General features: G+C 31.1%; 16 protein-coding genes. 13 read left to right on the forward strand and 3 right to left on the reverse strand.

Going from position 1 to position 16,797, the window contains the following annotated elements; all coding sequences use genetic code 4:
• The gene (locus tag NL276_RS02150; protein WP_253301802.1) at positions 1 to 216 is read right to left on the reverse strand and encodes a hypothetical protein; all 216 of its coding nucleotides are present in this window, start codon (positions 214 to 216) and stop codon (positions 1 to 3) included.
• 181 nt (positions 217 to 397) lie between these two features.
• Between NL276_RS02150 and NL276_RS02155 the strand changes: the two genes are divergently transcribed.
• The 6 genes from NL276_RS02155 (at position 398) to NL276_RS02180 (ending at position 5,313) form a co-directional block, all read left to right on the forward strand.
• The gene (locus tag NL276_RS02155) at positions 398 to 1,576 is read left to right on the forward strand and encodes a DMT family transporter (protein WP_253301803.1); all 1,179 of its coding nucleotides are present in this window, start codon (positions 398 to 400) and stop codon (positions 1,574 to 1,576) included.
• 80 nt (positions 1,577 to 1,656) lie between these two features.
• A complete protein-coding gene (locus NL276_RS02160) occupies positions 1,657 to 2,649 on the forward strand; it encodes a fructose-bisphosphatase class II (RefSeq protein ID WP_253301804.1) in 993 nt (330 codons plus the stop codon).
• Positions 2,650 to 2,668: 19 nt separating this feature from the next.
• On the forward strand, positions 2,669 to 3,460 hold the full coding sequence (locus tag NL276_RS02165; RefSeq protein WP_253301805.1) for an aldo/keto reductase family protein: 792 nt from the start codon (positions 2,669 to 2,671) through the stop codon (positions 3,458 to 3,460).
• Positions 3,461 to 3,615: 155 nt separating this feature from the next.
• A complete protein-coding gene (locus tag NL276_RS02170; protein ID WP_253301806.1) occupies positions 3,616 to 3,894 on the forward strand; it encodes a hypothetical protein in 279 nt (92 codons plus the stop codon).
• Between the two features lie 284 nt (positions 3,895 to 4,178).
• Positions 4,179 to 5,018, forward strand: a complete 840-nt coding sequence (locus NL276_RS02175) for a hypothetical protein (protein WP_253301807.1) — start codon at positions 4,179 to 4,181, stop codon at positions 5,016 to 5,018.
• Positions 4,990 to 5,313, forward strand: coding sequence for a hypothetical protein (locus NL276_RS02180; protein ID WP_253301808.1), 324 nt, complete (start codon positions 4,990 to 4,992; stop codon positions 5,311 to 5,313). Before NL276_RS02175 ends, NL276_RS02180 begins: the two co-directional genes overlap by 29 nt.
• Before the next feature lie 20 nt (positions 5,314 to 5,333).
• Here NL276_RS02180 and NL276_RS02185 read toward each other — a convergent pair whose 3' ends face one another.
• Complete coding sequence (locus NL276_RS02185; protein WP_253301809.1) at positions 5,334 to 6,197, reverse strand: Cof-type HAD-IIB family hydrolase; 864 nt, start codon at positions 6,195 to 6,197, stop codon at positions 5,334 to 5,336.
• 185 nt (positions 6,198 to 6,382) lie between these two features.
• Between NL276_RS02185 and NL276_RS02190 the strand changes: the two genes are divergently transcribed.
• From NL276_RS02190 to dnaJ, 5 genes are all read left to right on the forward strand, one after another.
• Complete coding sequence (locus tag NL276_RS02190; RefSeq protein WP_253301810.1) at positions 6,383 to 8,524, forward strand: ATP-dependent Clp protease ATP-binding subunit; 2,142 nt, start codon at positions 6,383 to 6,385, stop codon at positions 8,522 to 8,524.
• Between the two features lie 100 nt (positions 8,525 to 8,624).
• Complete coding sequence (gene hrcA / locus NL276_RS02195) at positions 8,625 to 9,671, forward strand: heat-inducible transcriptional repressor HrcA (RefSeq protein ID WP_253301856.1); 1,047 nt, start codon at positions 8,625 to 8,627, stop codon at positions 9,669 to 9,671.
• Complete coding sequence (locus tag NL276_RS02200; protein WP_253301811.1) at positions 9,664 to 10,284, forward strand: nucleotide exchange factor GrpE; 621 nt, start codon at positions 9,664 to 9,666, stop codon at positions 10,282 to 10,284. Before hrcA ends, NL276_RS02200 begins: the two co-directional genes overlap by 8 nt.
• A 31-nt stretch (positions 10,285 to 10,315) precedes the next feature.
• On the forward strand, positions 10,316 to 12,097 hold the full coding sequence (gene dnaK / locus NL276_RS02205) for a molecular chaperone DnaK (protein WP_253301812.1): 1,782 nt from the start codon (positions 10,316 to 10,318) through the stop codon (positions 12,095 to 12,097).
• Positions 12,098 to 12,163: 66 nt separating this feature from the next.
• On the forward strand, positions 12,164 to 13,201 hold the full coding sequence (gene dnaJ / locus NL276_RS02210; protein ID WP_253301813.1) for a molecular chaperone DnaJ: 1,038 nt from the start codon (positions 12,164 to 12,166) through the stop codon (positions 13,199 to 13,201).
• A gap of 156 nt (positions 13,202 to 13,357) precedes the next feature.
• Here dnaJ and NL276_RS02215 read toward each other — a convergent pair whose 3' ends face one another.
• On the reverse strand, positions 13,358 to 13,684 hold the full coding sequence (locus tag NL276_RS02215) for a rhodanese-like domain-containing protein (RefSeq protein WP_253301814.1): 327 nt from the start codon (positions 13,682 to 13,684) through the stop codon (positions 13,358 to 13,360).
• Between the two features lie 109 nt (positions 13,685 to 13,793).
• Here NL276_RS02215 and NL276_RS02220 point away from each other — a divergent pair, with 109 nt between their 5' ends.
• Together NL276_RS02220 and plsX are read left to right on the forward strand one after the other, a co-directional pair.
• Positions 13,794 to 15,902 carry a polyribonucleotide nucleotidyltransferase gene (locus NL276_RS02220; RefSeq protein ID WP_253301815.1) on the forward strand — a complete coding sequence of 703 codons (2,109 nt, stop codon included), beginning with the start codon at positions 13,794 to 13,796 and terminating at the stop codon, positions 15,900 to 15,902.
• Between the two features lie 80 nt (positions 15,903 to 15,982).
• Positions 15,983 to 16,797 (forward strand): phosphate acyltransferase PlsX (gene plsX, locus NL276_RS02225; RefSeq protein WP_253301816.1); only part of this gene is annotated, 815 nt, incomplete at its 3' end.

Here is a 16,797-nt window from a genome sequence, read left to right on the forward strand (position 1 = left end):
TTATTTTGAGTTTAATTGTTCTAGTTGCAATTTTAATTTAAATTCTTTTGTTTGATCAGGATTTTTTTTTAACCGTTCTAATTTTATTAATAATTGTTGGTGTGATTCGTGTGTTTGTTGGGTATAGTGTTTTAATAATTTTTCTGCTTGTTTAATATTTTTTTTAATTATTTCATATTCTTCATAGTTACTAATTTTATTTCCTTTATTTTTCATTACTTATGAATCTCCCATATCATATATATATTCAAAAAAAATAAAAAAAAGTTGAAAAAATTCAACATTTAGTGCTATTGGGTGTAAGATATAACTAAATAATTTTGAAAAAAATTATAAAATGATACATAATATGTAATAAAAATATGTAGTAAAAAGATGGGATTAGGTAGTTATAAAAATGATGAATGCAAAAGAAAGCAATAATGCAGATGAACATTTGTTAAAATCAGAAGAAACAAAAAATGATTTAGATTTGATTCGGTCAAAACGCCGAATTATTTTAGGGATTCTATATGGATTAATATCAGCAGTTGGATATTCATTTGTCCCCCTGATGTTATACATGATTCCCGAACAAGGACCTTACGGAAATTTAGCGTCACCAATTAATGCAACATTTTATGTTACCATTCAAGAAATAATGGCAGCATTTGTGATGTTTATTTTTTATAAGCCAAAGAATTTTATTAGTTTTTTTAAAATGCTACGTCACAAGGAAACATGACTAGTTGTTTTATATGGATTTTTAGGTGGACCGTTCGCAATGGTTTTTTTCCAGTTATCAGTATTATTAACAATTAACAATATAGGGCAAACTGATGGAACAGTTCCTGGTTTATTATTAAACTTAAATGTTATTTTAGCTGGAGTTGGAAGTGCAATTTTCTTTCGTGCTCGCCAGAGTAAATACACTTGAACAGCATTAGCTATTTCAACTTGTTTAATTCTAGGAATGTCAATTCTTTTTGCTATTAATGAAGGGTTAACATGAAAATCAATTGGCGGGATGTGTTTAGATTTAATAACAGCCGCTTTATATGCGATGGAAGCATTAGGAATGTCGCACTTAATGAGTTCTTCAAAAATTAATTTTACTAATCATGAAACAGTTTCAATTAAAACAGGTTCTTCAGCATTATTGATGTTATTATTAGGAACACCAATTGCTGCTGTTGCTTCACATCAAATTTTTGTTGAAGGTTATAAAGTGTTTGCTAATTTTCAATATTATCAATATGCCTTAATTTTTATTGTTGGTGGAATCATTATGGGTAGTTCACGTATGTTATATTATGCTTGTTTAGTAATGTCAGGACCAACTTATACAACATCAACACAATTATTAATGTTCTTTTGAACTCCAATTTGACAGTATATCTTTATTGCTACTGGCGTTCCAAATGAAATTTTAGAACCAACTTGATATTATTGAGTATATGTTATTCCAATTGTTTTTTGTACTTTTGTTATTTCCAGTAATGAGTTTCTGATGTATGCTGGCAAGGTTGGTTGGAAGCGGACCTTTCACGAACTGTTTGGAAAGATCCCAAAAGAATCAGGCACAAAAAAATTATAAAAATAAAAATGTAAGTTACTTTACATTTTTATTTTTGCAATTATGTGATTAAATATTAATAGCAAGCAAAGGAATAAACAATGGAAACAAATAGTCTTTTATTTTTACGCGCAGTCCAGTTAGCTGTGATTGCTGCATATGAATTAGTTGGCAAGAATGATAAAAATATGTTAGATCAAAAAGCGGTTGATATCATCAATAAGTTATTAACAAATAATGATGTTAATGCCAAAATCGCAATTGGCGAAGGTGAACTTGATGCAGCACCAATGTTGTATCAAGGGCAGACTTTTTCTCATCAACAAGCAATTACTTTTGATATTGCTGTTGACCCAATTGAAGGAACAGCTCCAGCCAGTAAAAACGAGCCGGGTTCAATCTCGTGTATTGCTATTGCTAAAATTGATACAATGTTACAAATTCCAGAAATGTATATGGAAAAATTATTTTTATCAGAAGACTTGGGAGCAACGATTGATTTTTCTCAACCAATTGAGAAAATCCTATTAACTTTATTAAATATCAAACAAAATTTATCATGTATTATTCTAAATAAACCTCGTCATCAAGCAATTATTAAGACAATGCAAGCATTAGGAATTCATGTTGAATTAATTAATGGGGGTGATGTTTTGGGGGCAATTGATGTTGTACTAAAAAAAGCGGATTTTTTATATGGAATTGGTGGTGCTCCAGAAGGTGTTCTAATGGGAGCGTTAGCAATTGCAACTAAATATAAAATGTTTGCACGTTTAATAGCAATAGCATATGAACAAGTTTGACCAGATGAAAGTGAAACTAAAGATCGGATTAAGATTGAACAACAAGCATTAGCACGCAAGAAAATTAGTTATGATACAATTTTTTCCGAACGGGACTTAGTTGCTGATGAAGAAGCAATGTTTTTTGCAGCTAGTTTAATGGGTGGAACTGTTTTAAAACCATTACAAATCATTGATCATGAATATGTTGTCCATTCTTTTATTGGTTACAATAATATTTATCATCAAATTATTTCAAAATATCCAATAACAAATAATGTTCAGGATTTATTAAACAAATATAGTAAATAATTTAGAGGAGGTTGTAAAGATGCCATTTTGTTTAGAAAAAATTGCATTTGGGACTTTGTTTTTAAAAAAAGAAGAGGCAATTATTAATGCCTTACAAAATGGTTATAAAATTATTGATACTGCTAAAGTTTATCAGAATGAAGAAATGGTTGGCCAAGCAATTAAAAAATATTTAATTACTAATAATGCAAAAAGAGAAGATGTTATTATTGAAACAAAAATTTGATGTGATGATATTGAAACAGAGAATACAACAAATGCGGTACTGGGGGCTTTAAAACGACTAGATGTTAATTATTTAGATATTGTTTTAATTCATCGTCCAAATAGGAATTTTCACAAAACAATTAAAGCTTATGTTGAATTATTAAAATGTAAGGCACAGGGTTTAATTCGTGTCGTTGGTGTTAGCAACTTTGATAAAGATATGATTGAAGTTTTATTTGATAAAACAGGGATTTATCCTAACATTAATCAAATTGAATTTAGTACCTTTAATCAACGCTGAGATCGGGTACAATATTGTCGGGATAAAAATATTTTATTTCAGGCATATTCGCCAATTACGAAGGTTTTAGAAAACCAAATTTTAATTACGGAAGCAAAAAAATATAATTGTACCGTCGCCCAATTGGTTTTAGTGTGAATTAAATATTTTAGTATTCAACTAATTGTGAAAGCAGAAACATTAGAACATATTAAAGAAAATAATAGTATTGAAAAAATTAAGTTAACAAAAAAGACAATTCAATTGTTACAAAACTTAAATATGTATGATAATGTTTATGCTGAAACATTTGATGGAATTTAATTCAACGGTAATATTGAAATTATTAGTTGATAATTTGAAACAAGAAAAGTAATAAAGTTATTTTTCTTTTTTAATAATTATGTAGGTAACTAAGGGGTTATCTTTAAAGAATGTTATAATATTACTATTAATGGTATTCATACTGGAGGGATATAATGGTAGAAAAAACGATGGCTGAAATTTTAGCAGCAGCTAAAAAAGCAAAAGCAGCAATTGATGGTGATCAATATGCAGGTGAAGGTGAATATTTTGATCCTAGTAATTTAACATTAGAGCAAAAATTAAAGTTACGAAAAGCAGCAAATAATCCAACAGATCCAAATTATCATATCTGATTACAAATGAATCAAGAAAAACAAACTTCTGGGTGAGTTAAAATTGATAAAAAGAAAATCAAAAACTTTTCAGAAGATGATGAAGAAAATAATGATTAATATTTTTCTTTATTAGAAAATAGTTTTTTAACATCAAATGCTACAATCAAAATGGTTATTAGAGCACTCTAATAGCCACTATCATCTTGTTTATATTAATGTTTTAACATCCGTTTTGTTTCGGATGTTTTTTGCATTAAAACTTTTTTAGATGGTTAAGAGCACTACATACCAACAAGGTATTCCAATTTAAAGAATTTTTTGGTATAATTATATAAAGTATAATGTAATATTTTATCAATTTTTATGAATAATAAACTTAATCTTATTAAAAGCGAATGGTTATGAGAAGAACGAAAAATATTACAATGATTGCAATTTTAATTGTGAGTTTAGGGTTAGCAGTATTGTTTGTATGATTATTTTTAAGTGTTCTAAAAAGCAATAATGAAATTAATTATGCTGAATATAGTGACTGTTTATTATATTCTGATCATAGCAAACAAAAAATAGATTTAACTCGCCATAATAATAGTCAATTAGTAAGTGCAACATTTAAAAATTTAGCTCAGACAACTAGTGAAGTGAGACAACTTAGTGCTAATGAATGAGCTTTCATTGACCGCTGTGAAAATAATATGCTTTATCAAGCAGATGCTAAAATTGTAGCAGCATTTAATCAGAAAAAAGCAGTGATTCAATTTAATACAATTGCGGATGTAGTTAATGGTTTAACAAATAATAAGTTTTATCCATATCAATTAGAAGAGATGGTGTTAGCTTTAGATGATAAAGAACAATTACCATTTCGTAATAATTTAATTAGTTTTGCTAACTTGTTTGTTAATATTTTTGGAGCATCGGTTTTTAAAAAATTAATATATAATTTAGAAATTGATAATAGTATTGCAAAATATGATGCAGCATATAATAACTGAGTTATAGCGATTACAAAATTAAAAGAAAATGGAAATGATTTAGCACAATGTTTAATGTTTACTGAGCATTCGTTACAAGCACAAATGAGTAAGGTTCAATATCAAATTGGGTTTCATTCAACAGCAACTAATATTTCAACCTTTGTTCATGAAATAGGGTATGCAATTTCAAATTATGCTTGAGTTTGACCAAATAATCGTCTTCGTTTTAACCATAATGATTCCACCAACAACTTGGCGCTGTAATCCAGTTAAAGATAAAACATCAAGTTTTATTCGGGGATTTATTTATATTCCAAATGATGTATTAGTTCGCTACTTAGGAAAACGAGTTGGAATTAGTAACAATGCACCGTTTCAACAACAATTAGCGGCTTGATCATTTATTCAATCTGGTTATGGTCGCACCGGAGGAAACGCGGAATTGTTTGCAGAAGGTTTTGCCCAATGGTTACTAACTCCAAATAATCAAAAAGGTTTAAATTGACAAATTCTTAATGAATTTTATGGGACGTATTTTAAAAATTATTATTTAATTTAAAAAAGGGCTAATGCCCTTTTTTAAACGTTTTCACCGTTTAGTAATTTTTCTAAATAATCCCCAACGCCACCCTCATTATTAGTTAAGTGGGTAATCCCACGAGCATTAGTTTTTAAATTATCATTACTATTTTTCATTGCAACGCCATAACCAACATTTTGTAATAATTCTAAGTCATTAATTTCATCACCAAAGGCAATAACATCGCGAATATCAACATTATAGTATTGCGCTAAAATATCAGCGGCAAATCCTTTTGAAACAAGTTTATTTGTAATATTAATCATTGTTTGGTTTTGTTTACTACTATAGTGACCAATATTAATTAGAACAGAGTTTTTGAAGTTTTCAAACATTCTTAATACTTCGTCTGTTTTATTAGTGCCTCTCAAATATAACGCCATATTACTAGCGGGACCTTTTCAAGAATTATAAGGGTCAGCAATAAAATATTCATCATCAGCAACGTCATCAAGATGGAAGTAGTTTTCAATTGCCTCATCTTTTTTTCAACAAATTGCTTTATCATAATGTTCGATTAAAACATTTTCAACATTGTCCTTAACACCGGGGTGATTAATAATACTTATAATTACATCATATGCAATTGAGAAAACTAACCGTTTAAACTCACGTTTTAAAGGGTCATGAATATGACCACCATCAAAATTTGTTAATAATGTATCTAACCCTAATTCGCGATAAAAGCGAATACTTGCTCGGTGCGGACGACCAGTAATAATACATACTTTATGGCCAACATTAACAGCTTTTTTAATTACTTCTTGGGTTTTTGGATGGATTGTTTTACCATCGTTCATTAATGTTGTACCATCTAAATCAATTAAAATTAAACGTTTTTTATCTAAGTGTTGTAATTTCATTGGTACTCCTTTCTAAAAATAAGTTTTTTCTTTTCCCTTTATCTCTTATTATATCTAATATTTTTGTAATTAAATTATTTTTAAAACTTTAGCACTATTTAGTTGACTTTGCTAACAACTATGATAAGATATAAATATTAAATTAGCAGACAAAGAGTGAGAGTGCTAAAAGAGGAGGATACTTTATGGAATTTGCACAACAATATGAGCCAGGGAAAGATCCAAAGGTTCTTGAAAAATTTACTAAAAATCTTAATAAAGAAGCAATTGCTGGAAAATTAGATCCAATTATTGGACGTGAAGACGAAATTAACCGGGTAGTCCGAATTTTATCTCGTAGAACAAAAAATAATCCGGTCTTAATTGGAGAACCGGGAGTTGGGAAAACTGCGATTGTTGAAGGATTAGCACAACGAATTGTTAAAGGTGATATCCCTAGTAATTTACAAAATAAAACCATTTATGAATTAGATATGGGGGCCTTAATTGCGGGAACTAAATTCCAAGGAGAATTTGAAGAACGTTTAAAAGCGGTAATGAATAAAGTAAAAGAATCAAATGGTGATATTATTTTATTTATTGATGAATTACATTTAATTATTGGTGCTGGAAAAACCCAAGGAAGTATGGATGCTAGTAATTTACTAAAACCAATGTTAGCTCGTGGTGAGTTACATTGTATTGGTGCCACAACATTAGATGAACATCGTTTATATATTGAAAAAGATGCTGCTTTAGAACGTCGTTTTCAAAAAGTCATGGTTTCTGAATCAACAATTGATGAAAGTATTTCAATTTTGCGCGGCTTAAAAGAACGCTTTGAAACTTTTCATGGGGTTAAAATTCATGATAATGCATTAGTAGCTGCTGTTAACTTATCATCACGTTATATTACTGATCGTTTTTTACCAGATAAAGCAATTGACTTAATTGATGAGGCATCAGCAACAATCAAAACAGAAATTGCATCAGTGCCAACTGAGTTAGATAATTTAAATCGCCGTGTTGTTCAATTAGAAATTGAAAAAGCCGCTTTACAAAAAGAAACCGATAAAGCTTCTAATGAACGGTTAGTTGATATTGCAAATGAATTAAAACCATTAAAAGCAAAACAAGAAAAATTAGAAATTCAGTGAAATTCCGAAAAAGAAAGTATTACTAAATTAAAAAATTTAAAATCAGAAGTTGAACAATTAAAAAAAGAATTAGAACAAACTCAATTACGCGGTGATTTTAATCGTGCGGGAGAAATTCAATACGCCTCATTGCCAAAGTTAGAACAACAATTACATGAGCAAGAAAAAAGTGCTTCTGAGTCACACTTGTTAAAAGAAGATGTAACTGAACGTGAAATTGCAGCAATTGTTGGAAAATGAACAGGAATTCCTGTTGACCGCTTAGTTGAAACCGAAAAAGCAAAACTAATGAATTTAAATAAGATTTTATGTCGTCGTGTTCGTGGTCAAAACGAGGCAATTGAAGCAGTTTCTGATGCAATTATTCGTAGTCGTAGTGGTATTAAAGATCCCAACAAACCAATTGGTAGTTTCTTATTTTTGGGTCCAACTGGGGTTGGAAAAACTGAAGTTGCTCGTAGCTTAGCTTATGTTTTGTTTAACTCAGAAAAACAGATGGTACGATTAGATATGTCAGAATATATGGAAAAGCATTCTGTTAGTAAGTTAATTGGTGCTCCGCCAGGTTATGTTGGTCATGAACAAGGGGGACAATTGACAGAAGCTGTTCGTCGTAATCCATATTCAATTGTTTTATTTGATGAAATTGAAAAGGCCCACCCCGATATCCTGAATATTCTTTTACAGATTTTAGAAGATGGTCGTTTAACTGATTCGCTAGGAAAAACAGTTGATTTTAAAAATACAATTATTATTATGACTTCAAACATTGGGTCGGAATATTTATTAAATGAAAACAATGAGGGAGTTGGTTTATTAATTCAAAAAGAATTAGCTAAAAAATTTAAACCAGAATTTTTAAACCGAATTGACAATGTTGTAACCTTTAATGCTTTATCTAAAGAAGTGATTAAAGAAATTATTGAAAAAGAATTATCGGAATTAACGCAACGAATTGAAAATAGTAAAAATATTCGTATTACTTATTCAGAAGCTGTTTTAGAAAAAATTTTAAATGAAGGATATGATCGTGAATTTGGTGCTCGACCAATCAAACGTTATATTCAACGGAACCTTGAATCATTAATTGCACATGCTATTATTTCTGAAGAAATTCAAGAAGGAAAATCATATACGATTGATGTTGCCAATAACAAAATGGTTATTAAAAACAGTACAAAATTAAATTAGCACTTGCATTCTAAGAATGATAATTTATAATATTATTGTTAGCACTATTTAGTGTTAATTGCCAAATTTAAATAAGAATTGGAATTAGGGGGTGCTGGTGATGTTAACCCAACGACAAGAAAACATCTTAAAAGTAATTGTGGAAGAATACACAAAAACAGCGCAGCCTGTTGGAAGTAAAGCTATTATGGCTTCACCCTTAATAGATTCTTCTTCTGCCACAATTCGGAATGAATGTGCAATTTTAGAAAAAGAAGGTTTTTTAGAAAAAGAACATGCTTCATCGGGACGAATTCCATCAACAAGAGGATATCGTTATTATGTTGATAATCTAATGGATGAAAAAAATATTGATGATATTAAAGACCGCATTGAAGCATTATTTGTTGATCGTAATATGTCAATTAATGATATTCTTGATCAAACAGGTCAAATTTTAAGTGAAATGACAAATTTAACAACGGTTGTTGTTGGTCCAAATTTTAAAGAAGAGATGCTAAAGAAAATTGAGTTATTGCCAATTTCTGCGACCCAAGCTGTTGTTGTCTTTGTTTTAACAAATGGCCATGTTGAAAACAAATTATTTAATATTGATGACAATAGTTCAATTAATGATTTACAAATTTCAATTGAATTATTCAATAGTCGGTTAGAAAACACCAAAATAACTGATATTACTGCTAAGTTTGATGTTATTCGGCCAGTCTTAGAACAACAAGTTAAACACTATGAATATATTTTAAAACAATTTGCGAATGCTGTAACAAGCATTGTTAAGCCAAGTTATTCAACTCATGGTTTACAATATATGTTACAAAATGCTGAGTATAATAATCCAGAACGAATTAAACAAATCATTCGCTTTATTGAAACAATTTCCCCGTTTGATTATTTTAAAAAACAACAAGATAATCCAAATGAAGATTTGGTTTCCATTCAAATTGGAAATGAAACAGGATTTAATAATGACGATATGGCATTATTAACAACAACATATAAAGTTGATGATATGCAAGAAGGGGGAATTGCTTTGGTGGGACCAAAGCGCTTGGAATATGATAAGCTCTACGAAGTATTAGAGTGATTAGCAAACCGCATTAGAGAAGCATATCAAAAAGAAGATAGAAAGGTTGAGATTAATGAGTAATGAAAAAAATGACAAATCTTCACCAAACCAATTAAAAGAAAAAATTGAAAAACTACGGAAAGAATTAGCTAATACTCAAGCGGCAACCTCGGATTCAGCATCATCAGAAGCTGAAACACCAACAGTTGATGCAAATAACTTGGCTATTATTGAAGATTTAGAACAAGAAATTGATTTATTATTAAAAGATAATATGCGATTACGAGAAGAAAAGTTATTAGCATTAGCCGATGGGAAAAACTTAAAGAAAAGAATTCATGCTGAAGTAGCAGATATTAAGCTTTATCGTGCCGCAGGAATGGCAGAAAAATTATTGCCAACATTAGATAACTTTGAGCGAGCATTACAAGTTACAAACGTTACATCGGAGGTCAAAAACTTTTTAACTGGATTTGAAATGATTCACCGTATGTTTAAAACGGTTTTTAAAGAAGAAGGAATTACGGCAATGGATACAAAAGTGGGAGAACGTTTTAATTCTAACCTCCATGCGGCAATTGAGATTGTTGAATCAAATGATGTTGATTCAGGATGCATTGTTCAAATTATGCAAAAAGGATATATGATTCATGATCGTGTCTTACGACATGCATCAGTGCAAGTAGCAAAATAACAATATTGGAGAGAGAAAGGAAAGAGATATTATGTCAAAAATTATTGGAATTGATTTAGGAACAACAAATTCATGTGTTGCTGTTATGGAAGGAAACGAATTTAAAGTTTTAGAAAACCCAGAAGGGCAACGTACAACACCATCGGTTGTTTCATTTAAAAATGATGAAATTATTGTTGGAGATGCTGCGAAACGTCAAGCAGTAACTAACCCAAACACAATTAGTTCAATTAAAAGAAAGATGGGGACAGCTGATAAAGTTCATGTTAATAGCAAAGATTACAGTCCGGAACAAATTTCAGCAGAAATCTTACGTTACTTAAAAAGTTATGCTGAAAAAAAATTAGGGCAAAAAGTATCAAAAGCAGTTATTACTGTTCCAGCATATTTTAATGATGCGCAACGCCAAGCAACAAAAGATGCCGGAAAAATTGCGGGATTAGATGTTGAACGAATTATTAACGAACCAACCGCAGCGGCGTTAGCTTATGGAATTGATAAAGTTGATAAAGAACAAAAAGTGTTAGTTTATGACTTAGGAGGAGGAACATTTGACGTTTCAATCTTAGATTTAGCTGACGGAACTTTTGAGGTTTTATCAACTGCTGGTGATAACCATTTAGGGGGAGATGACTTTGATGATGTTATCATTAAATGAATGGTTGAAGAATTTAAAAAGGATAATAACATTTATTTAAAAACAGATAAAATGGCAATGCAACGGTTAAAAGAAGAAGCTGAAAAGGCAAAGAAAAATCTGTCTTCACAATTACAAACAGAAATTGCGGCACCTTTTATTACTGCTCGTGATGGAAATCCATTACACTTAAATTTAACTTTAACAAGAGCAAAATTTGACGAAATGACAAAAAGCCTTGTTGACCGTACTGTTGAACCTGTTCGTAAAGCATTAGCTGATGCAAAGTTAAAAGCTAGTGAGCTAGACCAAGTATTATTAGTTGGTGGAAGTACAAGAATTCCAGCTGTACAAGAAGTTATTAAACGTGAATTAGGAAAAGAACCAAACCGTACGATTAATCCTGATGAAGTTGTTGCAATTGGAGCAGCAATTCAAGGAGGAGTTTTAGCGGGTGATGTAAAAGATGTTTTATTATTAGATGTAACACCATTATCATTAGGAATTGAAACATTAGGGGGAGTATCAACTGTGTTAATCCCTCGAAATACAACAATTCCAACTTCAAAAGCACAAGTGTTTTCAACTGCTGCTGATAACCAACCGGCGGTTGACATTCATGTTTTACAAGGAGAACGTAAAATGGCTGGTGATAATAAAACATTGGGTCGTTTTCAATTATCAGGAATTGACCCCGCACCAAAAGGAATGCCACAAATTGAAGTTAAGTTCTCAATTGATGCTAACGGAATTGTGTCAGTAACAGCAAAAGATTTAAAAACAAACAAAGAACAATCTGTTACAATTACTAATGGTGGTGGATTAACCGATGAAGAAATTCAACGCATGGTTGATGAAGCTGAAAAAAATAAAGATAAAGATGAACAAAAATTAAAAAACATTGAATTACGTAATAAAGCTGAATCATATGTTGCGATAATTAGTCAAGCATTAGAAACAAACAAAGATAAAATGGATGCTGAACAATTAAAAACATCCGAAGAAATGGTTAAAGAAATTAAAGAGTTATTAGAAAAAGAAGATTATGCCGGATTAGAAGCAAAAATGGCGGGGCTTGAACAAGCAATGGCTGATGCTTCGAAATATATGAATGATCACCAAGGTGAACAATCTGAACCAGAAATTATTGAAGATGATGAAAAAAAAGATAAATAACAATAATGATGACTAAAATTATTTTAGTTATCTTTTCTTTAAAGAGGAAAGTAGGAAGATGGTAAAATGGGGAAACGAAACTATTATGATGTACTAGGTGTAAACCGAAATGCAACCGATGATGAAATTAATCGGGCATTTCGGCAACTAGCAAAAAAATACCACCCGGATGTTTCAAAAGAAAAGGATGCTGAAGCAAAATTTAAAGAAGTTAATGAAGCTTATGAAGTATTATCTGATCCAAATAAACGTCGGAACTATGATCAGTTTGGCCATGCTGGAAATGATCCAAATAGCTTTAGTGGCTTTAGTGGCTTTAGTGGCTTTAGTGGCTTTAGTAAAGGCTTTAGTAGTGGTGGTGATTTTGAAGATATTTTTTCTGGTGGTTTTGGTGATATTTTTGAAAACTTTTTTGGTGGTGGTGCTAAGAAACGTCGTGGATTTAGTAACCAACCAATTAAAGGAAAAAATGTTGCAGCACGTGTTACAGTTACTTTAAAGGAACAAATGTTTGGAAAAACAGTCAAACTTGATTTGAATGTTGATAAAACTTGTGAAGCCTGTGATGGGACAGGGGCAAAAGATCCGAAAAAAGATATTCACACTTGTACAACTTGTGATGGATATGGATATGTCAATATTGAACAACGTAGTTTGTTTGGGGTAATTCAATCCCAACAACCTTGTCCTGATTGTAAGGGGTGTGGGAAAGTTGTTACAAGTAAATGTCCAAAATGTAAAGGGCAATGTCATTATCGTGGGAAAGAAGTTGTTGAAATTGAACTACCAAAATCAATTTATGAAAACCAACAATTACGAATTCGGGAAAAAGGAAATTATGGTTTAAATAGTGGCCCTCGTGGCGATCTTTATTTAGAAATTTCCGTTAAACCAAATAAATATTTTAAACGGGTTAATGATAATTTACACTTAGATTTACCAGTTTCTTATTTAGATGCATTATTGGGAGCTAAAATTAAAGTGCCAACTTTTGATGGTTATGTTCATTTAAAATTACCAGCAAACACAAAAATAAATAGTGTTTTTAGTATTCCAAACCATGGTTTTTTAAAGGTCCAACATCTAGCAGACGTGGTGATTTAATTGTTAATGTTATCGTTGCAATTCCCACTAAACTATCTACTGAGGAAAAAACAAAACTGCAAGAATTAAAAGATATTAGTTCATTTCAAATTACCTATAATTTCTATGAAGATTTATAGTAAATAAAAAGGATTTAAAATTAATTTTAAATCCTTTTTATTTACTATTTTTATGTTCTTTTCAACGATAATAACCATAAATGCCAGTTGTTAAAACATAAACATTAGAATAACCAAGCTGGCGTAATTCTAATGCTGCCTCACTACTACGGTTACCACCGTTGCACAAGGTAATGATTAGTTGTTCTTTATTTGGTAAATAATAATTTGGGCGTTGTAATAAGTCAAAGATATAAACATTTGTTGAATTTGGTATTTGATACAAAGTTTTAAATTCGACATTAGTTCGAACATCTAACAAGTAGGCCTGTTCTTTTAATGTTTCAAAGGTTTGATTATCAATATAAACTGAGTGCTGTTTCATATTAGGTTCCTCAACTTTTTCGCTATATTTATATCATATCGTAAATATCAAAATAATGTGTGATAAAATTAAAAAGGTTTAAAATAACAGAGGGGAATTAAGGGTTTTGATGGCAAAACAAGTATTTAAAAAGATAATTAATAATCGTCCGTTGATTGTTGAATATGGGCAATTAGCAAAACAGGCAAGTGGGGCTGTTTTAATCCGTTATGGTGAAACAGTAGTCTTAGTAACCGCAACAGTTAGTAATAAGGTTAGTGAAATTGATTTTTTTCCATTAACAGTTGTTTTTCAAGAAAAATTATATTCGGTTGGAAAAATCCCGGGGGGATTTTTAAAACGAGAAGGGAAACCATCAGAATATGGAACCTTGTCAGCGCGGGTGATTGATCGTGCTTTACGACCATTATTTTCAGAAAATTTTCGAAATGAAGTCCAAATTGTTATTAATGTTTTAGCTGTTGATAACGATAGTGATGTTCGAATTGCTAGTTTATTTGGGGCATCATTAGCACTTGGAATTTCAAAAATTCCGTTTGCTGGACCAGTAGCAGGAACATTGTTAACAGTTGATCAAAATCAGAATATTATTTTTGATCCAACCTTAGAACAGTTAAATACTGGCCAAATGGAATTAATTGTAGCAGGAACTGCTGATGCAATTAATATGGTAGAAGCTGGGGCAAAAGAAGTTTCAGAAACAATAATGTTAGAAGCAATTTTAAGGGGGCATAAGGTAATTGCTGAATTAGTTGCCTTTCAACATGAAATAATTGCTAAAGTTGGCCAACCAAAAATGGATGTCACATTATTTACTGTTCGTCGCGAAATTATTTATTATGTTAAGGAACATTATGCGACAAAATTAATTGCTGCGGCACAAATTAAGGAAAAAGTTGTCCGTTATGAAACAATTCAAGTTTTAACAGAACAAGCCCTGGAACACTATCCTATTGCAAAGGAGATGACCGAAAAAGAACAACAACGAATTATTTCAGAATTAAAAACAGCATTGCATGCTGTTGTTCGTCAAGAAGTTCGTCGTCAAATTTTAATTGATAAAACAAGATTAGATGGTCGCCATCTTGATGAAATTCGACCTTTAACTAGTGAAATTGATGTCTTACCAGTTGTTCATGGGAGTGCTTTATTTGCCCGGGGTGAAACACAGGTCTTGTCGGTTGTGACATTAGGGGCCTTAGGGGAAAATCAAATTATTGATGGTATTACTGATGAAGATGGCAAACGCTTTATGCACCATTATAATTTCCCCCCCTTTTCTGTTGGTGAAACAGGACGAATGGGACCACCATCGCGGCGTGAAATTGGCCATGGGGCCTTAGGGGAAAAAGCATTGTTGCAAATTATTCCTAGTGAAAAGGTCTTTCCATATACAATTCGAATTGTTTCAGAAGTATTAGAATCAAATGGTAGTACTTCTCAAGCTTCAATTTGTGCGGCAACCTTAGCTTTAATGGCGGCGGGGGTTCCAATTACAGCACCAGTGGTAGGAATTGCAATGGGCTTAGTAAAAGAAGATGATAATTATACTATTTTAACTGATATTCAAGGGATGGAAGATCATCTTGGCGATATGGATTTTAAAGTAGCAGGAACAGCACAAGGGATTTGTGCCTTGCAAATGGATATTAAAATTGCGGGTATTAATGAAGCAATTTTACAAGAAGCGTTATTAGCAGCAAAAAAAGCGCGTTTACAAATTCTTGATAATGTTTTAGCAACGATTGCTGCGCCACGAACACAGTTAGCACCAACGGCACCGAAGATGAAAACATTTATAATTCCAGTTGATAAAATTCGAGAAGTGATTGGTCCTGGTGGTAAGATGATTACAGCCATTATTGAAAAAGCTGATGATGTTAAAATTGACATTGAAGATGATGGACAAGTAACAATTTATCATAAGGATTATCCTGCAATTGAAAAAGCTTATGAATTAATAAAAGTGATTGCGATGCCAGTTGAAATTGGAACTGAAATGACAGGATCTGTTGTTAAAATTGAAAAGTTTGGGGCCTTCGTTAATTTAAAAGAAAATGTTGATGGTTTAATTCATATTTCAAAATTAGCAGAAAAACGGGTTGAAAAAACAGAAGATATTGTGCAATTGAATGATTTTGTTAAAGTTAAAGTTTTAGAAGTTGATAGTAAAGGAAAAATTAAGTTACAATTACTTGAAGTTTTACCAAAAAAATAATTATTAATTTCCACAATCTTTTCAAAGAAAAAACTATTTAATTATTTGTTATAATAAAGGTAAGTTAGGAGATTTAGTTTATGAGTAAAATTGCGATTGATATGATGGGAACCGATTTAGGAATTGATCTAATTATTGGGGCTTTAAAAATCTTTATGAAAAAATATCAAGATGTTACATTTGTTCTAGTTGGAAGTGAAAGTGAAATTCAAACGGCAGCAACTAAAGAAAAATTAGATGCAACAAGATATGAAATTTTTGCAACAACGGAAGTTATTTTAATGACAGAAGGTTTAATGGAAGTTCGTCGTAAACCAGATAGTTCAATGGTTCGTGCTGCTGAATTATTGCGTGATCAAAAAGTAGATGCGTTTCTTTTGGGTGGGTCAACTGCAGCTTTCTTAGCGGCGTGTCACTTTATTGTTGGTGAAATTCCTGGAATTTCTCATCCAGCTTTTATACCCTTTATTCCAACCATTAAAAAAGGAAAATCAGTTTTAATGTTAGATGTGGGGGCTAATTTGGAAAATGATGCACAAGATCTTGTTAATTTTGCCATTATGGCTAGTGTTTATGCGCAAGCAATTATGAATAATCCAGCGCCAATAGTTGCTATTTTAAATATTGGAGAAGAGGCATCAAAAGGGAAAGATTATCATAAGGAAGCTTATAAATTGTTAGCAGAAAATAATAAAGTTAACTTTAAAGGAAATATTGAACCACGGGATATTACAAGTAATCTTGTTGATATTATTGTAACGGATGGTTTTACAGGTAACATTACTTTAAAAACCTTAGAAGGAATGGCAAAAAACTTAATGGGCTTTATTAAACACGAATTAACTAAAAATCTTTATCGTAAATTAAAAGCATTATCGCTTCGTAAAGCATTCCG

Source organism: Spiroplasma endosymbiont of Phyllotreta cruciferae (genome assembly GCF_918697755.1).